The 20195-nt window shown below is 65.4% G+C and carries 22 protein-coding genes and 1 tRNA gene; 9 read left to right on the top strand and 14 right to left on the bottom strand.

The genetic code is table 11. The features are described from left to right. The first annotated feature begins 5 nt into the window (after positions 1-5). Positions 6-81 (top strand) — tRNA-Thr (locus AYB31_RS11695). A 129-nt stretch (positions 82-210) separates the two neighbouring features. Here the strand turns inward: AYB31_RS11695 and AYB31_RS11690 are convergent. After that, positions 211-1149: a LysR family transcriptional regulator gene (locus AYB31_RS11690; RefSeq protein ID WP_068828820.1), complete on the bottom strand. Its 939-nt coding sequence runs from the start codon at positions 1147-1149 to the stop codon at positions 211-213. Positions 1150-1257: 108 nt separating this feature from the next. Here AYB31_RS11690 and AYB31_RS11685 point away from each other — a divergent pair, with 108 nt between their 5' ends. Together AYB31_RS11685 and AYB31_RS11680 are read left to right on the top strand one after the other, a co-directional pair. Then, complete coding sequence (locus tag AYB31_RS11685) at positions 1258-1668, top strand: hypothetical protein (protein WP_068829003.1); 411 nt, start codon at positions 1258-1260, stop codon at positions 1666-1668. Positions 1669-1686: 18 nt separating this feature from the next. Further along, positions 1687-2802 (top strand): alkene reductase, encoded by a 1116-nt coding sequence (locus AYB31_RS11680; RefSeq protein ID WP_068828818.1) that lies wholly within the window; start codon positions 1687-1689, stop codon positions 2800-2802. A 75-nt stretch (positions 2803-2877) separates the two neighbouring features. Here AYB31_RS11680 and pbpG read toward each other — a convergent pair whose 3' ends face one another. The 7 genes from pbpG to hemF form a co-directional block, all read right to left on the bottom strand. Continuing rightward, a complete protein-coding gene (gene pbpG / locus AYB31_RS11675; protein ID WP_068828816.1) occupies positions 2878-3798 on the bottom strand; it encodes a D-alanyl-D-alanine endopeptidase in 921 nt (306 codons plus the stop codon). 110 nt (positions 3799-3908) lie between these two features. Beyond that, complete coding sequence (locus AYB31_RS21505) at positions 3909-4496, bottom strand: hypothetical protein (protein WP_068828815.1); 588 nt, start codon at positions 4494-4496, stop codon at positions 3909-3911. Beyond that, positions 4493-5752: a peptidylprolyl isomerase gene (locus AYB31_RS11665; RefSeq protein ID WP_068828813.1), complete on the bottom strand. Its 1260-nt coding sequence runs from the start codon at positions 5750-5752 to the stop codon at positions 4493-4495. The genes AYB31_RS21505 and AYB31_RS11665 overlap by 4 nt, the downstream gene beginning before the upstream one ends. Beyond that, complete coding sequence (locus AYB31_RS11660; protein WP_068828812.1) at positions 5733-6719, bottom strand: phospholipase; 987 nt, start codon at positions 6717-6719, stop codon at positions 5733-5735. The genes AYB31_RS11665 and AYB31_RS11660 overlap by 20 nt, the downstream gene beginning before the upstream one ends. Positions 6720-6984: 265 nt before the next feature. Then, on the bottom strand, positions 6985-7839 hold the full coding sequence (locus AYB31_RS11655; protein ID WP_068828811.1) for a carboxylate/amino acid/amine transporter: 855 nt from the start codon (positions 7837-7839) through the stop codon (positions 6985-6987). A 1-nt stretch (position 7840) separates the two neighbouring features. Next, the gene (gene aroE / locus AYB31_RS11650; RefSeq protein ID WP_068828809.1) at positions 7841-8662 is read right to left on the bottom strand and encodes a shikimate dehydrogenase; all 822 of its coding nucleotides are present in this window, start codon (positions 8660-8662) and stop codon (positions 7841-7843) included. Further along, positions 8659-9576 (bottom strand): oxygen-dependent coproporphyrinogen oxidase, encoded by a 918-nt coding sequence (hemF, locus tag AYB31_RS11645; RefSeq protein WP_068828808.1) that lies wholly within the window; start codon positions 9574-9576, stop codon positions 8659-8661. Before hemF ends, aroE begins: the two co-directional genes overlap by 4 nt. Before the next feature lie 118 nt (positions 9577-9694). Here hemF and AYB31_RS11640 point away from each other — a divergent pair, with 118 nt between their 5' ends. Next, entirely contained in the window at positions 9695-10672 is a 978-nt protein-coding gene (locus AYB31_RS11640; protein WP_068828806.1) for an NADPH:quinone reductase, read from the top strand. A gap of 71 nt (positions 10673-10743) precedes the next feature. On the opposite strand, the gene AYB31_RS11635 is transcribed toward AYB31_RS11640, so the two are convergent. The 3 genes from AYB31_RS11635 to AYB31_RS11625 form a co-directional block, all read right to left on the bottom strand. Beyond that, positions 10744-11301 carry an L-threonylcarbamoyladenylate synthase gene (locus AYB31_RS11635; protein ID WP_068828803.1) on the bottom strand — a complete coding sequence of 186 codons (558 nt, stop codon included), beginning with the start codon at positions 11299-11301 and terminating at the stop codon, positions 10744-10746. A gap of 42 nt (positions 11302-11343) precedes the next feature. After that, on the bottom strand, positions 11344-12435 hold the full coding sequence (dprA, locus tag AYB31_RS11630) for a DNA-processing protein DprA (RefSeq protein ID WP_068828801.1): 1092 nt from the start codon (positions 12433-12435) through the stop codon (positions 11344-11346). 64 nt (positions 12436-12499) lie between these two features. Further along, entirely contained in the window at positions 12500-13540 is a 1041-nt protein-coding gene (locus AYB31_RS11625) for a LysM peptidoglycan-binding domain-containing protein (protein WP_068828799.1), read from the bottom strand. A gap of 133 nt (positions 13541-13673) precedes the next feature. Between AYB31_RS11625 and def the strand changes: the two genes are divergently transcribed. From def to AYB31_RS11600, 5 genes are read left to right on the top strand one after another with little or no spacing between them, the layout of a single operon-like run. Further along, a complete protein-coding gene (gene def / locus AYB31_RS11620; protein ID WP_068828798.1) occupies positions 13674-14180 on the top strand; it encodes a peptide deformylase in 507 nt (168 codons plus the stop codon). A 56-nt stretch (positions 14181-14236) separates the two neighbouring features. Further along, on the top strand, positions 14237-15166 hold the full coding sequence (gene fmt / locus AYB31_RS11615) for a methionyl-tRNA formyltransferase (RefSeq protein WP_068828796.1): 930 nt from the start codon (positions 14237-14239) through the stop codon (positions 15164-15166). A 13-nt stretch (positions 15167-15179) separates the two neighbouring features. Then, on the top strand, positions 15180-16493 hold the full coding sequence (gene rsmB / locus AYB31_RS11610) for a 16S rRNA (cytosine(967)-C(5))-methyltransferase RsmB (protein ID WP_068828794.1): 1314 nt from the start codon (positions 15180-15182) through the stop codon (positions 16491-16493). Between the two features lie 12 nt (positions 16494-16505). After that, entirely contained in the window at positions 16506-17879 is a 1374-nt protein-coding gene (gene trkA, locus AYB31_RS11605; protein ID WP_068828792.1) for a Trk system potassium transporter TrkA, read from the top strand. Positions 17880-17903: 24 nt separating this feature from the next. Beyond that, positions 17904-18245: a tetratricopeptide repeat protein gene (locus AYB31_RS11600; RefSeq protein WP_068828789.1), complete on the top strand. Its 342-nt coding sequence runs from the start codon at positions 17904-17906 to the stop codon at positions 18243-18245. On the opposite strand, the gene AYB31_RS11595 is transcribed toward AYB31_RS11600, so the two are convergent. The 3 genes from AYB31_RS11595 to AYB31_RS11585 all read right to left on the bottom strand — a co-directional run bounded on the left by AYB31_RS11595 (position 18242) and on the right by AYB31_RS11585 (position 20092). Then, positions 18242-18508, bottom strand: coding sequence for a PilZ domain-containing protein (locus AYB31_RS11595; protein WP_068828788.1), 267 nt, complete (start codon positions 18506-18508; stop codon positions 18242-18244). The genes AYB31_RS11600 and AYB31_RS11595 overlap by 4 nt on opposite strands. Before the next feature lie 57 nt (positions 18509-18565). Next, entirely contained in the window at positions 18566-19453 is an 888-nt protein-coding gene (locus AYB31_RS11590; protein WP_068829002.1) for a lysophospholipid acyltransferase, read from the bottom strand. An 87-nt stretch (positions 19454-19540) separates the two neighbouring features. Next, a complete protein-coding gene (locus AYB31_RS11585; protein ID WP_068828787.1) occupies positions 19541-20092 on the bottom strand; it encodes a DNA-3-methyladenine glycosylase I in 552 nt (183 codons plus the stop codon). Between the last annotated feature and the right edge of the window lie 103 nt (positions 20093-20195).

Raw genomic sequence — 20195 nt, 5'->3', positions numbered from 1 at the left:
CCCACGCCGGTGTAGCTCAGTTGGTAGAGCAGCGCACTCGTAACGCGAAGGTCGCAGGTTCGATTCCTGTCTCCGGCACCAGCAAGCAGTCACATGCGCCTCCACAAGGCCACATGCAGTCACCAAACCCCGCCACGCGCGGGGTTTGCTGCTTCAGGGTTATGGGAAAACAATGGCGGAGGCACGCCTGTCTTGCCGATAACCGCGCAGCTATCTACCGCCCGGGGCCGCGCTGACCACCGAAGCACCTTGGTCCACCAGAGCACGGCAGCGCTCGCGCAGAAATGCCTGCAGCACTCTGACCCGCTCGCTCAGTTGCGCACGATGCGGACACAGCAGGTAGACCGGCACGAACTCACCCTGCCAACCCTCCAACAAGGGCAGCAGGCGCCCGGCACGAATGTCTGCGGCGACATCCAGCCAAGCCTTGTAAACGATCCCGTTGCCGGCCAGAGCCCAGCGCCTCGCCACTTCACCGTCATCGCAGCGGTAGTCGCCGTCCACCTTCACCTCCAGCACCTGCGTGCCTCTGGCGAAGCGCCACAGATTGTAGGGCCGACCATGGCGTTGATAGACCACTGCCCGATGATTCGTCAGCTCCTGCGGTGATTGCGGCACGCCATGCCGCGCCAGGTATGCCGGACTGGCACAGGCCACGCGATGGTGCTGTTCCAGTACAGGCAGCGCCACCAGGCTGGAATCGGCCGGCACGCCAAAGCGCAGTGCCACATCCACCGCCTCGCGATAGGGGTCGTTGGGCTGATCGTTGAGCAACAGGTGCAGCTGCAACTGCGGATTTTCCGCGCGCAACTCGTCCAGCCAGCCCAGCAGCACCGTGCGTCCGAAATCCGACGGTGCGGCGAGCTGCAGCACCCCGGCCAGGCCCTGGGCGCCCACCTTGAGCGCGCGCTCGCCTTCCTCCAGCGCGCCAAGCGCCAGGCGCGTCGCCTCGAGGTAGCGCTCGCCTTCCTGGGTCAGACGCTGCTGCCGGGTGGAGCGGGCAAACAGCCGCACGCCTAAACGCGACTCCAGGCGCTTGAGCGACATGCTGGCCGCCGCCGGGCTGATGTCCAAGGCACGGGCCGCAGCGGAAAGACTGCCCGCTTCGGCTGTACGAGCAAACACCTCAAGGTCGAATAGCGAGCTCATTTATAAGACCTACTTAAAAGTGATTCTGGATTAGGCCTGTTTTTCTCTGTTTTTCAAGAATTGATGATAGCCACATCGCATCACTTACCCGAGATTGCCATCGTGTCCCTGGACCTACAGTTCGACCACATCGCATTCAACACCCCCGACGGCCTACTGCAGCTCTCGCTGGAGAAGCTGCTCGGCGTCGCGCCGGGGCCACGTCCGCCGTTCCCCTTTCCCGGTGAATGGCTCTATCAGGGTGACCAGGCGCTGGTACACCTGATCCAGCGCAGCGACCTCCAGGGCGCCCAGCTCAGCCATCTCGCCCTGCGCACCAACCAACCGGCAAGTATGCTGCTTGAGCATGTGCGGGCCAGCGGGCTGCCCTATCGCATCGCCGTGGTGCCGCGTGAGCTGACCTGCCAGATCTTCGTGACCCTGCCCGGAGGAATGGTGCTGGAACTGGCGGCGCCCATGGCGGGCAGCGAAGTTGAAATCACCCATGATTACCAACAACACCAGCAGGCGCCCGCCTGAGCCCATGGAGCCTTGAAGATGCCCAGCCATTCCGACCTGTTCACCCCCTATCGCCTCGGCCAGCTCGACTTGTCCAACCGCATCGTGATGGCGCCCATGACCCGCTCGCGCAGCAGCCAGCCGGGAGATATCCCCAACGCGCTGATGGCGACCTACTACGCCCAACGCACCAGCGCCGGGATGATCGTCACCGAAGCGACGCAGATCAGCCCGCAAGGCAAGGGCTACAGCTTCACCCCTGGCATCTACAGTGCCGAGCAGATCAAGGGCTGGCGCCTGGTGACCGATGCCGTGCATGCACGCGGTGGACGCATCTTCCTGCAGCTGTGGCACGTCGGCCGCATGTCGCACGCAAGCTTCCATGCCGACGGCCACCCCGTGGCACCCTCGGCGCTGCGTGCGGACGCTCAGGTCTGGGTGGTAGGGGATGACGGCGTGGGCCGAATGGTCGACGTCAGCGAACCACGCGCCCTCAGCGAGCAGGCTATCCAGGCAGTCATCGAGGATTACCGCCAGGCCGCCCGCAATGCCAGGGCCGCTGGCTTCGATGGCGTCGAGATTCATGGTGGCAACGGCTACCTGATCGACCAGTTCCTGCGCACGACCTCGAATCTGCGCGAAGACCGCTATGGCGGCTCCCGCGAAAACCGCACCCGCTTCCTGCTGGAAGTCGCCAAGGTCGTGGCCGACGAGATCGGCGCCGAACGCACCGGCGTGCGTCTGGCCCCCTACATCACCGCGCGTGGCATGGACTGCCCGGACGTGATTCCCACCATCCTGCTGGCCAGCGAGCGCCTGGGCGAGCTGGGGATCGGCTACATCCATCTAGCCGAGGCCGACTGGGATGACGCACCGCAGATACCGCAGCACTTCCGCCACGACCTGCGCCGGGTGTTCGGCGGCACCATCATCGTTGCGGGCCGCTACGACCAGGCCCGCGCCGAAGCCTTGCTGCAGGAGGGGCTGGTCGATCTGATCGCCTTTGGTCGACCCTTTGTCGCCAACCCGGACTTCCCTGCGCGCTTGCTCAATCACTGGCCGCTGGCGGCGTTCGACCCAGCACGACTGTTTGGTGGCGACGAGCGCGGTTACAGTGACTACCCCGCGTACGCCGCTGAATCAACAGCCGGGTGAGGGGAGCAGCGGTGCTGCCACCGCCTGGATAAAAAAGCCCGGCTTCGCGCCGGGCTTTTTTTGTGCCTGTCGCGGTTACTGTGCGGCCTGCATGGTCCGCGCGCGTTCGGTCTGCTTCTGCTTCTTGTAGGCCAGCGCCGCCGGCGCCACCTTGCTCACCTGGCCGGTTTCCAGCCACTTCTTCAGGCGGTTGGCGTCGGCCATGTGGGTGTACTTGCCGAAGGCATCCAGCACTACGAAGGCTACCGGCTTGCCGGCCATCTGCGTGCGCATCACCAGGCAGTGGCCGGCGGCGTTGGTGAAGCCGGTCTTGGTCAGCTGGATGCTCCAGTTGGCCTTGTGCACCAGGCTGTTGGTGTTGCGAAAGCCCAGGCTGTAGCGCGGCTTGCTGAACTGCTGCACGTGCTCGCGGGTGCTGCTGAACTGGCCGATCAGCGGGAACTGGCCGGCGGCCTTGACCAGCTTGACCAGGTCGTTGGCGGTGGAGACATTCTTCTCCGACAGGCCGGTCGGCTCACGGTAGCGGGTACGCGTCATACCCAGCGCACGGGCCTTGGCGTTCATCGCCGTGACGAAAGCCGGCACGCCGCCCGGGTAGTGGTGGGCCAGGCTAGCGGCGGCGCGGTTTTCCGAGCTCATCAGGGTCAGCAGCAGCATGTCGCGGCGGCTCAGCTGGCTGCCGAGGCGCACGCGCGAGTAGATGCCGCGCATCTCCGGCACATCCTTGATCACCACGTTCAGCTGCTCATCCAGTGGCTGCTTGGCATCCAGCACCACCATGGCGGTCATCAGCTTGGTCACCGAGGCAATCGGTACCTGCAGGTCGGGGTTGCTGGAGTAGAGGATCTGATTGGTCTTGAGGTCGACCAGCAAGGCACTGCCGGAGGCGAGTTCCTGTACCGCAGGCGCATTCTGCTGGCCGGCGGCGAGGAGAGTACTGGGCAGCAGGGTCAGGCTGCTAAGCAGCAGACCGAACAGGCGAGAGGCAATCTTCACGGCAATGGGATCCGTTGGGCTGGTGGATGACGAGCCATGCGGTCCCTGCCGGCGAGCTGCAGTATACGAGAAGCCGCGCACGGCAAGCGCGGCCTTTTTCAGCGTAGCCGCTACTGTGCCGGTGGTTGCAGCAACTGTGCATCACTCTGCTGCAGGTGCTGCTGTAACAGCTCCAGCTGCTCCAGTGCCTGGTTGGCCTCCGCCAGCTCGGCAGCACTGCGCTCGCCACGCTGCGCGGCCTGGTCTATCTGCTCGCGGATGTGGGGAATCTGCTGCAAGCCCATGGTCCAGGCCTGCACTTCGCGGCGCCGGGCAGCACTCTCGAAGGCGTCGTACAGCTCGGGGTCGGCCAGTTGGGCTGGGCTGGCAGCAACACGTGGGCGCAAGCCGCCGGCACCAGGCTGACGTTCGTCACCGCCTGCGGCGTACTCGCGCATCATCAGCTGGGCCTGCTCCACCGAGAGCGTCGCCGGCTCGACGGCCGGGGCAGGGCTTGCAGCAACAGGCACGGCAATGGCCACTGGCGCAGGGGCGGGTAACTGAGCCGGCGCTAACGCGAACTCGGCCTTGGGCGGCACAGGAGCAGGCTGCACCGCGGCAGGTGATGGGATCGCACTCGGCAGCGGTTCACCGAACTGCAGCTGCAGCCCCACGCCGCAGGCGACTGCCAGCCCGCCGAGGAGCCATTGCAGTCTCATAGCCCCTGCACCCGAGCCTTGCTCAGCAGTGCCGCCAGGCGCGCCTCGAACTGGCTGGCCAGTTGCTGACGGGCCACGGCCTGGTTGACCTCGTAACGCACACTGGGGTCGCTCAGGGGCAACTGGCGATCCTCTCGGCCGGTGACGCGGATGATCTCGAAGCCCTGGTCGCCACGCAGTGGTTGCGACAGGCTGTCGGTCTTCTGGATCAGCGCGGCCTTGCGCACGAAGTCCAGTCCCGCCTGCTCGGGACGGATCGGGCCGAGATCGCCGGGCGGCGTGCGCTGGCGATCCTCCGCCAGCGAATAGCGCCTGACGGCCTCGTCGAAATCCAGCCCCGACTTGAGCTCGGCATACACCCGGTCGGCACTGGCCTGATCGGCCAGGCGGATATGCGCGGCCTGTACCTTGGCGACGTTGCGGTACTGCGCCAGGTTGGCGCGGTAGTAGGCCTCGGCATCGGCGTCGCTGACCTTGGCCGCCAGCTCACGCAGGCTCTCGGTCTCATGGTGGAAGTCGCTGTACAGGCCGATCTGGTGCAGATAGCGATGACGCACCAGCTTGTCGCGCACCAGGCGACGGAGCGCCGTCTGCTCGCTTTCGCTGTAACCCGCCTTGCCCAGTTGGTACCAGAGATAGTCGCGCCGCGCGCGCTCGCCCACCAGGGCCGCCATGCGCGCCAGGTTGCCCTGCTGCAGCTCGACCTGGTCCTGCACGTTGCAGCCCAGGTACAGCTGCAACAGGTCGAGGCGCTGCGCCGGCGCCCCGGGGAACTGCCAGCCGATCAGTTCGACGGCAGCAGCCGCACGGCGCTGCTCCGGTGCCAGCTGCAGGCTGTTGAGCACCAGCTGCCCGCCACTCGGCGCCAGGGCCTGACGCAGCCGCTCGCTGCTCAGCCCCTGGGGCTCGCGCAGGAACGGCCGCACATCCTGATCGAAACGCCGGCCGAAGACCTGATCGAGCAGGTTGGCCGCCTCGATTTCCACCTGGGCATCGAGGTCCTGGCGATTGGCCGGGCTCAGTTCGCCCTCGACCTCACGCGCCAGCAGGTGGTTCTCCACCACGCCACGACGCAGCGCGGTCGGCGCGGTGTTGAATTTGACCCGGGTCAGCGCCTGTTGCAAAACCTCGACGCTGCGCCCGGGAATGGTCTCATCGTCGATCCGCAGATCCACCGCCGCACCTGCCGACAGGCCATAGCCTGCCAGCAGGGCGAACAGCAGGGCGCGGCCGACCTCAGATGCCCGCTTGCCCATGGAAATGATTGGCCCCCTTGGTCAACACGGTGACAGTCAGGGCGATGGACTCGGGAATCAGTTGCCTGGCCATGCTCAGCCGCCCGCTGTAGCTGGTGTCGTACAGCGGTTCCGGATGCTGGTAGGCGACCTGCGCGGTTTGCGTCAGCAGGTCACGCAGCGGCTGGGCGGCATCGTACTGGCCGACCAGGTTGGCCACCGCCACCGGATCATTGAGACGCTCGCTGGCGTAGTGGTCATCGACCCAGCCTTCCCAGCTGGAATGGCCGTTGGCCGAGGTGATCCAGGCGTGGTGCGGCTGCGCCACATCTCCGGTGGCGTGCAGGGCGAAGCCGATGGTCTGCAGCGAAGGCGCGGCCTTGAACTGCTCGAACCAGTAATTGGCCAGGTTGTCGATCGGCTGGAATGCGGCGGTCTGGAAGTCGCCGTAGTGCTTCTCCCAATTGGAGGCGCTGCCCTGGCGATAGTGCGCCTCGGTGCTGTCGAAATCGCTCTTCTTCAGCTCGCGGTTGTACAGGTAGACCATGGCATACCAGTCAACATCGGACACCCCGCCATCGACCTTGTGGTAGCGGTAGTCGTAGCCGCCATGGTCGTTGCCGTGGTCGTCGCCTTCTCGCCCCATGTTGATGAAGTGCCAGTAGGAGGTGTAGTTGACGATGGAGGCGGCGGCGCCCCATAGCGGAGCGTGCTCGTAGCCGACCCACCAGCCACCCAGGCGGGTGTCCTTGAAGTCGTCGACGTCGTAGGCGGCCTGACCGAGGATTTCGCCGGCGGCGGCCTCGGTGCCGGCCGCGCCGACATAGAACTGGTAGGCCCGGCGCATCTCCGCCGTGGCATGGGCCGAGTTCATGAAGGCCAAGGCATCCTTGACGATGTTCTTGTGAGTGGGTTGCGACCAGGCGGCGGCATGTTCGGCCGCGCAAAGCAGGCCTAGACCAGCGAGGATCAAAGACGGTTTATGCATGATGAGCGCTCGGTTTTGTTGTTGGATTGGCGCAGTATCTTCAGCCCGCATAACAGTAATGTTGCAGACTGACGGGGGAATATAGCGGGCTCGTGAAGAAAATCTTTCCTGGACTAGACCAAAGCCGAAATATCTCCGAATTTGGCGAATATGCCATGGCCGGCAAGCGACGCCTGCCGCCTTAGCAGGCCAACTGCCACGACAGGATCAGGCCCGCAGCTTGCGTCGACTCGGCGAGGAAGTGGCCGTACGGAGCACTCCGCTATCAGCCCGGCTGGCGCCCGCGCTGGTTCAGCCACATCGCGGCGAGAATCACCGCGCCGCCAGCGGCCAGGCGTGGCAGGTCGAAGTCGCGGTTCCAGATCAGCAGGTTGACCAGCAGGCCGGCCGGTACGTGCAGCTCGTTCATGATCGCCAGGGTACCGGCGTCCACCCGCGTACTGCCCTTGACCCACCAGAACAGCCCCAGCGCCGTAGCGAACAGCCCCATCCAGGCCAGCACTCCCCATTGCACGACGGTCTGCGGCAACTTGTCCGGGTTACCGAACAGCAGGAAGGACGGCAGCACCAGGACCAGTGCGCCGAGGAAGAAATGGCCGAAGAAGCGGTGCAGTGGCTGCGTCGGCTGGTAGTACAGGAGCAGGCGGCGACAGAGCACCTGGCCGGCGGCGAAGGTGGCGTTGGCGATCTGCAGCAGGACGAAGCCGAGCAGGTAATCGCCCTCCAGCCGATCGAAACGGATGATCACCCCGCCGCCCACGGCGACCAGCGCGGCAACCAGTGCCCAGGGGCTGAAACGCCGCGCCAGGGCATCGTCGAGCAGGGTCACGTAGATTGGCGTGAGCACGGTGAACAGCAGCACCTCGGGCACCGTCAGCACCTGGAAGCTGCGGTACAGGCACAGATAGGTGATGCCGAACTGCAACGCCCCGGCCAGCCAGAAGCCGGCCAGCATGCGCCGCGGCAGGCCGCGCCAGAGCGTGAAGGGCAGGAACACCAGGGCGGCGATCAGCACCCGCGCCAGCACGGCGAAGTCGCTGTCGACCCGCCCGGCCAGGTACTCGCCGATCAGGCTGAAAGAGAAGGCCCAGAGCGCGGTGACGACCAGCAGGTAGGGCATGTCAGCTCAGCTGTGCACGCAGCTCCGCCAGCACTGGTGCGCTGTCCGGGCGCACCCCGCGCCAGACGAAGAAAGCCTCCGCGGCCTGCTCCACCAGCATGCCCAGCCCGTCGAGGCAGCGCAGCGCGCCATGCTCGGCGGCCCAACGATTGAACGCGGTCAGCTCCTTGCCGTACATCATGTCGTAGCAGACGGTGTGGCCGGCCTGGATGAGACTCGGGTCGAGCGGTGGCAGCTCGCCGGCCAGGCTGGCGGAGGTGCCATTGATGATCAGGTCGACCGGCGCGCTGAGCCAGTCGAACCCGCTGGCGGCAACCGGCCCCAGATCGGCGAATTCATGCGCCAGCTGCTCGGCCTTCTCCAGCGTACGGTTGGCGATGGTCAGGCTCTGTGGCCGTTCGGCCAGCAGCGGCTCCAGCACACCACGCACAGCGCCGCCGGCGCCGAGCACAAGGATGTGCTTGCCCGCCAGGTCGAGCCCGGCATTTACCGTCAGGTCACGTACCAGGCCGGCGCCATCGGTGTTATCGCCGAGCAGACGGCCATCATCGAGCTTCTTCAGGGTGTTCACCGCGCCGGCACGGCGGGCACGCTCGCTCAGCTCGTCGGCCAAGCGATAGGCCTGCTCCTTGAACGGCACGGTGACGTTGCCGCCGCGGCCCTCGGTGAAAAAGGCACGTGCGTAGCCGGGGAAATCATCCAGCGGCGCCAACAGGGCCTCGTAGGACAGGTCCTGGCCGGTCTGCTCGGCGAACAGGCGATGGATCAGCGGTGATTTGCTGTGGCCGATGGGGTTGCCGAATACGCCATAGCGGTCGCTCACAGGCCGGCCTCCGCAAGCCAGTCGCGGTCCTGCAGGAAGTACTCGGTCAGGCGTGCCTCTTCGCTACCCGGCGCCGGTTTCCAGTCATAGCCCCAGCGCACATGCGGCGGCAGGGACATGAGGATCGACTCGGTGCGCCCGCCGGACTGCAGGCCGAACAGGGTGCCGCGGTCGAACACCAGGTTGAACTCGACGTAGCGACCACGGCGGAAGGCCTGGAATTCGCGCTGCTGCTCGGTGAAAGGCATGGCCTTGCGGCGCTGGATGATCGGCAGGTAGGCCTCGATATAGGCATCGCCGATGGCGCGCAGGAAGGCGAAGCTGGTATCGAAGTCCCACTGGTTGAGATCGTCGAAGAACAGGCCACCGATGCCACGCGGTTCGTTGCGGTGCTTGAGGTGGAAGTAGCGGTCACACCACTCCTTGTACTTCGGGTACACCTCGGCGCCAAACGGCGCGCAGGCGTCGCGGGCGACCTGGTGCCAGTGCACGCAATCCTCTTCATTGGCGTAGTAGGGCGTCAGGTCGAAACCGCCGCCGAACCACCACACGGCTTCCTCGCCAGCCTTCTCGGCGCTGAAGAAGCGCACGTTGGCGTGGGAGGTGGGGATATGCGGGTTGTGCGGGTGGATGACCAGCGACACGCCCATGGCCTCGAAGCCGCGTCCGGCCAGTTCCGGACGGTGGGCGCTGGCCGACGGCGGCAGGTTGTCACCGAACACATGGGAGAAATTGACCCCGCCTTTCTCGATCAGCGCGCCGTTCTCGATCACTCGGGTGCGACCACCGCCACCGGCCGGGCGCTGCCAGCTGTCTTCGAAGAAGCTGCCGCCATCCTCGGCTTCGAGGGCGGCGCAGATACGGTCCTGCAGGTCGAGCAGGTAGGCCTTCACGGCCTGGGTACGTTCACTCACGGCATGGGTCCGGACGGGGCAAAAGAGGGCGCAAGCATACCATCGTCGTATCTGCTGCTGGCTTGACGGCGATCAGTTCGAGGCGTTGCATGGGCGCTTTGCCCCTGGAGCCCGAGTCATGGCCAAACGTATTCAGATCAGCCGCCACGGCGGACCCGAAGTCCTCGACTATGTCGACTTCCAGCCTGCCGAGCCGGGCCCAGACGAAGTGCGCGTGCGCAATCGCGCCATCGGCCTGAACTTCATCGACACCTACTACCGCAGTGGCCTATATCAGCCGCCGGCGCTACCGTCGGGTCTCGGCACCGAGGCCGCCGGCGAGGTAGAAGCGGTCGGCAGCGCAGTGAGCCACCTCAAGGTTGGCGACCGCGTGGCCTACGCCACCGGGCCGCTGGGTGCCTGCAGCGAGGTGCACGTGTTGCCGGCACAGCACCTGGTCAAGCTGCCGGACTCGATCAGCTTCGAGCAAGCCGCCGCCATGATGCTCAAGGGCCTCACCGTGCAGTACCTGCTGCGCCAGACGTATCAGGTCGAGGCCGGACAGACCATTCTCTGGCACGCCGCCGCCGGCGGCGTCGGTCTGTTCGCCTGCCAGTGGGCCAGGGCGCTGGGCGTCCAGCTGATCGGCACCGTGAGTTCGAAGGAGAAAGCCGAACTGGCCAAGGCCAATGGCGCCTGGGCGACCATCGACTACAGCCACGAGGATGTGGTGCAACGCGTGCTGGAGCTGACCGAAGGGGCCAAGTGCCCTGTGGTCTACGACTCGGTGGGCAAGGACACCTGGGAGCGTTCGCTGGACTGTGTGGCGCCTCGTGGGCTGCTGGTCAGCTTCGGCAATGCCTCGGGCGCGGTGACGGGGGTCAACCTCGGCATCCTGGCGCAGAAGGGCGCGATCTACGTGACCCGGCCGACGCTGTTCGCCTATGCCAACAGCGCCGAGAAGCTGCAGGCCATGGCCGACGAACTGTTTGCCCTGGTCGAGAGCGGCCAGATCAAGGTCGAGATCGGCCAGCGCTACCCGCTGGCTGATACTGCCCGGGCGCAGATCGCCTTGGCCGGACGGCAGACCACCGGCTCGACCACTCTGCTGCCCTGAGACGAAGACTGCAGGCGCGAGCGCTACTCAGCGCCTGGCTGGACTGAGCAGCGCCCGCACCTGTAACGGCATCAGGACGGGCGAATCACATCGCCCGTGCGCAGATCGCGGATCAGGCTGGGGTTACGCCGCCCGCCCAAGGCACCACCCAGCACGGCATCCAGCTGGCCGTGGAAATACTGCTCGACGCGCAGACGCGAGCGCGCCGAAGGGCGCCCAGCCGGGTTGGCCGAAGTGGATACCAGCGGCCCGACCAGGGCACAGAGGTCACGCACCAGCGGATGATCGCTGACGCGCAGCGCGACGCTGTCATGCATGCCGCTGATCCACTCGGGCAGACGATTCTGATGCGGTACCAGCCAGGTATTGGGCCCCGGCCAGGTGCTGGCCAGACGGTCGATCCAACGCTCGGGCAGATCATCCAGAAGGAAGTCGAACTGCTCGATGCTGTCGGCCACCAGGATCAGCCCTTTGTGCACCGGACGATCCTTGAGTGCCAACAGGCGCTCCACCGCCGCCTCGTTCCAGGGATCGCACCCTACCCCCCAGACGGCCTCGGTCGGATAAGCGATCACCCCACCCTGCCGCACCACCCGTGCTACCCGCTGTATCTGCCAACTGCTGTGCATGCTCGCCCCCGAACGCTATGACTGGCGGCGAGTGTACCCAGCTCAGACGACCCGGTGTACCCAGCGCCCACCTTCGCAAGCCACCAGACCTTCCAGCTCGAGCTCGGTCAGCGCCGCCAGTGTCGCCGCCAGCTCCAGGCCACAGGCCAGGGCCAGGCCCTCGCTGGTCTGCGGTGCGGCGCGCAACTGCTGTAACAGCGGGTGGTCATCGACCGACGCCGCCGCTGTACTTGGCGCCAGGCGCTGCCAACCGCGCAAGGCCTGGAGGATGTCCTCGACGCTCTCCACCAGAGTGGCACCTTCGCGGATCAGCTGATGGCAGCCGCGCGCACCCGGATGATGGATGGAGCCGGGAATCGCGTACACCTCGCGGCCTTGCTCGACGGCCAGACGTGCGGTGATCAGCGAGCCGCTGGAAGGGCTGGCCTCCACCACCAACACGCCGAGCGATAAGCCACTGATGATGCGATTACGCCGCGGAAAATTGCTCGCCTGCGGCGGGCTGTCCAGCGGCAACTCGGAAACCAGCGCGCCACCCTGCTCGACGATCCGCGCAGCGAGCCCGACATGCCGCGCCGGATACAGATGCTGCAGGCCGGTACCCAATACCGCCACCGTGCCGCCGCCAATATCCAGAGCACCGTTATGGGCCGCGCCATCGATACCCAGCGCCAGACCACTGGTGATCACGAAGCCACCGCCCGCCAGGCTGCGGGCAAAGGCCTGCGCGGTATCCAGCCCGGGGCGCGAGGCGCGCCGGCTACCGACCATGGCCAGTTGCGGTCGCTCGAGTAAAGCGGGGTCACCGGCGACGAACAGCAGCGGCGGGGCGTCGCTCAACTCGGCCAGCAGGCCCGGGTAGTTAAGATCGTCCCACATCAGCAGGGACTGCCCAGGCTGCTCCAGCCAACGCAAGGCGGCTGCCGCGCGCTCACGGATGTCGGCACTGCGCCGAGGTTCGGCACAGGCAGCGGGAAGACCCAGAGAGCGCCAGGCCGGAGCGGGCGCGCTGATCGCCGCAGAGGCCGAACCGAAGGCCTCCAGCAAACGGCGAAAGCGGCGCGGGCCCAGCTCCGGCAGGCAGTGCAGGCGCAGACGCGCCTCCAGTTCGGAGGGAGAAATAAGGCTACTCATGTCGATCGTCCCTGATCGTTGTCGCAGAAAGCAAAACCCCCGCCAGTGGCGGGGGTTTGGGGTGTTACGGGTTCTTCACCTTGTCCATCAGCGCCAGATCGCGCGTGGCGTAGAGCACCAGGCCGTAACTGAGCTTCTCGTAGGCACGGAACACCATCAGCAGGCCGGAACGCTCGTCAGGGATCTTCACCTGTTCGCCAGTGATGCGGTCACGCACGGTCTCGCCGGTCTTGTACACGGCCAGTACGTTACCTTCAGACAGGCCGTCAACCTTGCCCTTGCTGATAGTCACCACGTCGTATTGACCAATGCGGTTCACCCCGCGCGGCACGTCGAGGATGACGCCATCCACTTCGGTAGCAGGCTCGCTCGGTACGAATGTCGAGTTGACCGCACGCTCTTCGGTGGGGAACAGGCGATCACCCGGGCGGACTTCCTGGGTGGTGCGGGTCAGCATGAAGGTGGCGATGTCGCCTTCCTCGGCAACCAGATCACCGCTACCGATATCGTCGGCATTGATACCGAGAAACTCATTGGTTTCCGGATCGGTATAGGTCTTGCCCTGACGGAAGATGCCGTAAGCCGGCTCCTCCTGGGTAAATTCACCACGAGCGTAGATACGGTCACCCGCGCCACTGACAATACGCTCGGCATTGCCGGCAACGATGTAGGGCCGCCCGGCAAAATCTTCCGGCGTATCGACGATACGGTTGCTCAGCAGGAAGCTGTTGATGGCCTCCAGCGGGATGGTCGGAATGGCTTCAGCCATCGGTGTACTGCGCACCTGGGGCGACAGCTTGATGGTGCCCCGCGAGGCCCCGCGATTGAGCATCAGGCGCGGCTGGCCATCGATGTACACCAGGCTCAGGGTGTCGCCCGGGTAGATCAGATGGGGGTTCTCGATCTGCGGGTTGGCGTGCCACAGTTCCGGCCACTTCCAGGGTTGGCTGAGGAACTTGCCGGAGATGTCCCACAAGGTGTCGCCCTTGACGACCGTGTAACGCTCCGGGTGACCTTGCTTGAGCTGGACGTCTGCCAGGGCCGTGCCCGACAGGCTCAGGCCGCCAGCGGCGACCAGCAGCAGGGCGAGTAGTGATTTCCTCATGCGGTGAATCCCTTTATTATGTGGCCAGCGCCTGTAAGCCGCAGAAGTAGCGGCTTTCGAGCCGTTTTTCAAAGCTGCTCATCATCTTAGCAGCGGTTTTTTACTTTATTCCACAAGTGCATCACAAACAGCTATGGCGATTCTCAACATCCTCGAATTCCCCGATCCGCGCCTGCGTACCATCGCCAAGCCGGTGACCGTTTTCGACGACGCTCTCTCGAAGCTGGTCGACGACATGTTCGAGACCATGTACGCCGCCCCGGGCATCGGCCTGGCTGCGACCCAAGTCAACGTGCACAAGCGCGTGGTGGTGATGGACCTTTCCGAAGATCAGTCCGAACCGCGGGTGTTCATCAACCCCGAGTTCGAGTCGCTGACCGAGGACATGGACCAGTACCAGGAAGGCTGCCTGTCGGTACCCGGCTTCTATGAAAATGTAGACCGCCCGCAAAAAGTGCGGATCAAGGCCCAGGAGCGCGACGGCACGCACTATGAGCTGATCGCCGAGGGCCTGCTCGCCGTGTGCATCCAGCACGAGTGCGATCACCTCAACGGCAAACTCTTCGTCGACTACCTGTCCAGCCTCAAGCGCGACCGGATCAAGAAGAAGCTGGAAAAACAGCACCGCCAGCAAGCTTGACCCCGAACCTCCAAAGGCTTGCTCCGGCAAGCCTTTTTGTTTGCAGTGAGAAACCCATGCGTATCGTCTTTGCCGGCACTCCGGAATTCGCCGCCCAGCACCTGCAGGCCCTGCTCGATGCCGGGCGTCAGGTGGTGGCGGTCTACACCCAACCCGATCGCCCGGCCGGGCGCGGACAGAAGCTGATGCCCAGCCCGGTCAAACAACTGGCGCTGCAGCATGGCCTGCCGGTGTACCAGCCGCAGACCCTGCGCGATCCGGCCGCCCAAGCCGAGCTGGCCGCCCTACAGCCCGACCTGATGGTGGTGGTGGCCTACGGCCTGATCCTGCCGCAGGTAGTACTCGACGCCCCGCGCCTGGGCTGCATCAACAGCCACGCCTCGCTGCTGCCGCGCTGGCGCGGCGCGGCGCCGATCCAGCGCGCCGTCGAGGCCGGCGATGCCAGCAGCGGCGTCACCGTGATGCAGATGGAAGCCGGACTGGATACCGGGCCGATGCTGCTCAAGGTGACCACCACCATCAGCGCCGAAGACACCGGCGGCAGCCTGCATGATCGCCTCGCCACGTTGGGCTCGGCCGCTGTGGTGGAAGCCGTCGGCAAGCTGGCTGCCGGCGAACTGCACGGCGAGGTGCAGGACGACAGCCTGGCCACCTACGCGCACAAGCTGAACAAGGACGAGGCGCGCCTGGACTGGAGCCGCCCGGCCATCGAACTGGAGCGCCTGGTGCGAGCCTTCAATCCCTGGCCAATCTGCCATAGCAGCCTGAATGGTGACGCGCTGAAGGTCCACGCCGCCCAGCTGGGTGAGGGCAGTGGCCAACCCGGCACCATACTCGCCGCCGACAAGACCGGTCTGACCGTCGCCTGTGGCCAGGGTGCCCTGCGCCTGACTCGTCTGCAGCTGCCGGGCGGCAAGCCGCTGTCCTTCACCGACCTGTACAACAGCCGCCGCGAACAGTTCGCCCCCGGCCTGGTGCTGTCATGAATCGGGGGCGCCAATGAACCCACGTCTGGCCGCCGCCCGCGCCCTCGCCGCAGTCCTCAACGGCAAGGCCTCATTGGGCAGCAGCCTGCCGCCACTGCTGGAGCGGGTCGAAGTCCGTGACCGCGGCCTGGCTCAGGACCTGGCCTTCGGTACCGCGCGCTGGCAGCCACGTTTGCAGCTGCTCGCCGATAAACTGCTGCAGAAACCCTTCAAGGCCGCCGACCGCGACGTCGAGGCGCTGCTGCTGATCGGCCTGTACCAGCTGCTGCATACCCGCATCCCGGCCCATGCCGCCATCGGCGAGACAGTGGCCTGCGTCGACAAGCTGAAGAAAAGCTCACTCAAGGGCCTGCTCAACGCCGTGCTGCGCAACGCCCAGCGCGACCACACAGCGCTCTTCGCCGAGCTGGAGCGCGACCCGGTGCTGCACACCGCCCACCCGCGCTGGCTGCAGAAACGCTTGAAGGCCGACTGGCCCGAATACTGGCAAGTCATCTGCGCCGCCAACAACGAACATCCACCACTGATTCTGCGGGTCAATCGCCGCCATGGCAGCCGCGATGACTATCTCGCCGAGCTGCGCAGCGCCGGCATCGAAGCCGAACCCTGCAGCTACAGCCAAGACGGCATCCGCCTGCTCACCCCCTGCGATGTAAAGACTCTGCCAGGCTTCGCCGCAGGCCGTGTCAGCGTGCAGGACGAAGCCGCCCAGCTCGCCGCCGACCTGCTCGACCTGGCCCCGGGCCAGCGTGTACTGGATGCCTGCGCCGCCCCCGGCGGCAAGACCTGCCACCTGCTGGAAGCGCAGTCACAGTTGGCCGAGGTGATCGCCCTCGATCTGGAGCCCGGTCGCCTGGCCCGAGTGCAGGAAAACCTCGACCGCCTGCAGCTCGAAGCCACCCTGATCGCTGCCGACGGCCGCGATGTAGCCAGCTGGTGGGACGGCAAGCCGTTCCAGCGCATCCTGCTCGACGCGCCTTGCTCGGCCTCCGGCGTGATCCGCCGTCACCCGGACATCAAGCTGACCCGCCAGGCCGACGACATCGCCGCCCTGGCCCAGCTGCAGGGCGAGCTGCTGGATGCCCTGTGGCCAACCCTTGAAGTCGGCGGCGTGCTGCTCTACGCCACCTGCTCGGTGCTGCCACAGGAGAACTCGGACAACATCGCCGCGTTCCTCGCCCGCACGCCGGGCGCACGCGAGCTGGATATCGCCGGCCCGTTCGGCCTCAAGCAGGCCCATGGCCGCCAACTGTTGCCGCAGGTAGACGGCCACGACGGCTTCTACTATGCCAAGCTGATAAAGATCGCCGCGACTCCCCGCGGCTGAGGAAGGAACCCGATGAAGATCATCATTCTCGGCGCCGGCCAGGTCGGCGGAACACTGGCCGAACACCTCGCCGGCGAGGCCAACGACATCACCGTGGTCGACACCGACGGCGACCGCCTGCGCGACCTCGGCGACCGCCTGGATATCCGCACCGTGGTCGGTCGCGGTTCCTTTCCCACCGTGCTGCGCCAGGCCGGGGCCGACGACGCCGACATGCTGGTGGCGGTGACCAACAGCGACGAAGTCAACATGATCGCCTGCCAGGTCGCCTACACCCTGTTCCACACCCCGACCAAGATCGCCCGGGTGCGCGAGTCGGCCTACCTGACCCGCACCGGCCTGTTCGACAACGAGGCCATCCCGGTCGACGTACTGATCAGCCCCGAGCAGGTAGTGACCAACTACATCAAGCGCCTGATCGAACACCCCGGCGCCCTGCAGGTCATCGACTTCGCCGAAGGCAAGGCCCAGCTGGTGGCAGTCAAGGCCTACTACGGCGGCCCGCTGGTCGGCCAGCAGCTCAAACAACTGCGCGAGCACATGCCCAATGTCGACACCCGGGTAGCGGCCATCTTCCGCCGCAACCGGCCGATCATGCCCAAGGGCGACACGGTGATCGAGGCCGACGACGAGGTGTTCTTCATCGCCGCCAAGGCACATATCCGCGCGGTAATGAGTGAGCTGCGCCGCCTCGAGGACAGCTACAAGCGCATCGTCATCGCCGGCGGCGGACACATCGGCGAACGCCTGGCCGAAGCAATCGAGAGCCGCTACCAGGTGAAGATCATCGAGATGAACCCGGCCCGTTGCCGCTACCTCTCGGAGAACCTGGAAAGCACCGTGGTACTGCAGGGCAGCGCCTCGGACCGCGACCTGCTGGTGGAAGAGAACATCAACGATGCCGACATCTTCCTGGCCCTGACCAACGACGACGAGGCCAACATCATGTCGTCCTTGCTGGCCAAACGCCTCGGCGCACGCAAGGTGATGACCATCATCAACAACCCGGCCTACGTCGATCTGGTGCAGGGCGGCGAGATCGATATCGCCATCAGCCCGCAGCTGGCCACCATCGGAACCCTGCTGACCCACGTGCGCCGCGGTGACATCGAGAGCGTGCACAGCCTGCGCCGTGGCGCGGCCGAGGCCATCGAGGCCATCGCCCATGGCGACGCCAAGTCGAGCAAGGTGATCGGTCGCATGATCGAGGACATCGCCCTGCCACCAGGCACCACCATCGGCGCAGTGATCCGCGACGAGGAAGTGCTGATCGCCCACGACGACACCATCATCGAGTCAGGCGACCATGTGATCCTGTTCCTGGTCGACAAGAAGTACATTCGCGACGTGGAGCGTCTGTTCCAGGTCGGCCTTACCTTCTTCTAAGCCGCGCTGCCGAGGCTGCCTGCCATGACGACGCCGGACTCGCTGGAAAAACTGCTGGCCAAGGGCGTGGACAACGCCCTACTGCGTTTCGGCCTGGGCAAGAGCTACCTGGATGCCGACCAGCCCGAAGCGGCAGCAGAGCATCTGCAGAAGTGCCTCGGCTTCGACCCCAACTATTCAGCGGCGTGGAAGCTGCTGGGGCATGCCTGCCAGCGCCAGGGCATGCTCGAAGAAGCGCGCCAGGCCTGGCACAACGGCCTGGAAGTGGCGCGCAAACGGGGTGACAAGCAGACGGAAAAGGAAATGACGGTGTTCCTGCGGCGCCTGGAGAAACACGTGGCGCAGCAGGAGAGCGGGGGCGACTAGTCGCGCATGAAGGCCAGAGCCACACCGCTGGGCTCGAAACGCACAACTTCCATCTGCACGACCGGGGCCTCGATCGGCAGGCCCTGTACCTGGCCACTGACCACTTCGCCGATCTGCAGCAGATTCTGCGCATCATCGATCACCACGAACACGCCGCTGTCGGAAATGTCGCGGGTGGTGACCAGCATCCGCCCATGGACCGGATGGTCGATGCGCAGCTGGACCTTGAGCGTTGTACGCACGTGATCGCGCTTGTTGTCCATGCCGGTCCTTGATCTGTGGCGAGAATGCTCAGACGTTAATAGCTATCAGGCGCGGTATCAATACCACTTCTGCTCGCCATCCGGGCGCTTCTTGAAACGCTTCATGCTCCACATGTACTGGCTGGGGTAGGCGCGCACGTAGCGCTCGACCACCCGGCTCATGGCCGCCACGCCTTCTTCGATGTTCTCGCTGTACATGCCTTCCGGCGCAGCCTCGAGGATCACCTTGTAGCCGCTGCCATCGGCCAGGCGCACGGCATGCAGGAAAACGCCGACTGCCTTGCCGCCGGTGAGCATGCCCGGCACGAACTTGCTGGTCAGCGCCATGGTGCCGAGAAAGGGCACGAACACCCCACTGGAACGGCTCGGCTCGGGGTCGGCCGGAATGCCCACGGCGCCGCCCTTGCGCACTTCCTTGATGACGCTGAGGATGCCTTCCTTGGTCGAGGGGGCCACGCGGTTGCCCATCTGCACACGCTGCTTCTGCAGCAGCTCGTCCACCGCCTTCAGCTTCGGCGGGCGGTAGAAGATGATGGGTTTGCACTGGTTGCAGTAGAAGTGATTGAGCACTTCCCAGTTGCCCAGGTGGCTGGTGATGCCGACCACGCCCTTGCCACTGGCCAGGGCCTGTTGCAGCACCTCCAGGCCTTCGACCTCACGCACCAGCTTGAGGGATTTTTGCGCCGGCCAGATCCAGGCGCAGGCGCTCTCGGTCAGCGTCTTGCTGATGTCCTTGAGACTCTGCCCAACCAGCGCTTCACGCTCGGCTGCGCCCAGCTCGGGGAAGCACTTGGCGAGGTTGATGCGCACCACTTCGCGCGAACCGTTGGGCAGCTTCCACATCAGCCAGCCGATGGCATTGCCCACCGCCTGCACCGCGCGCCAGGGCAGCAACGCGAACAGACGAAGGAAACCGACCACCAGGGCGCCTTTGAGCTTTTCCACCTGGAAACTCCCGAGCATGAAAGGGGCGAGCATTGTAGCGGCTGTGCTCGCCTGCTGCAGGCCGGGCGCGACGAAAGCCTGTCCGGCTCAGTGGGCCAGGTGGCGATAGCGGTGGCAGTCGGTAGTGTGGTCCATGACCATGCCGGTGGCCTGCATATAGGCGTAGCAGATGGTCGGGCCGACGAAGGTGAAGCCCAGCTTCTTCAGGGCCTTGCTCATGGCCTCGGCCTCGGCGGTTACCGCCGGCACGTCGCCGCGAGCGCTGAAGTGGTTGATCTTCGGTGCGCCACCGACGAACGACCAGAGCAGGGCCACCGGGTCGTCCAGCCTGAGCCAGGCCTGGGCGTTCTTGCGCGCGGCCTGCAGCTTGAGGCGGTTGCGGATGATGCCGGGGTCCCGCATGCGCTCTTCGATCTCGGCGTCCGTCATGCGCGCCAGGCGCTCGGCGTCAAAGCCAAACAATACTTCGCGGTAGCGCTCGCGCTTCTTCAGCACGGTGATCCACGACAAGCCGGCCTGGGCACCCTCCAGCAAGAGCATCTCGAACAGGTGTTGCGGGTCGCGCGAAGGCACACCCCATTCCTCGTCGTGGTAGGCGATGTACAGGGGGTCGTCGTTACACCAGAAGCAGCGGGTCATGGGCCTGAAACCGAGTGATGGCGGAAACCGAACTATAGCCAATAAACACTGTATGTAAATACAGCTATCTGTCACTCAACGGCGCGCCTGAGCGCCGCCTCGC

Source organism: Pseudomonas sp. BMS12 (assembly GCF_001592875.1).
In the GTDB taxonomy this organism is placed as follows: domain Bacteria; phylum Pseudomonadota; class Gammaproteobacteria; order Pseudomonadales; family Pseudomonadaceae; genus Aquipseudomonas.
This window is presented reverse-complemented; position numbering and strand designations above follow the sequence as displayed.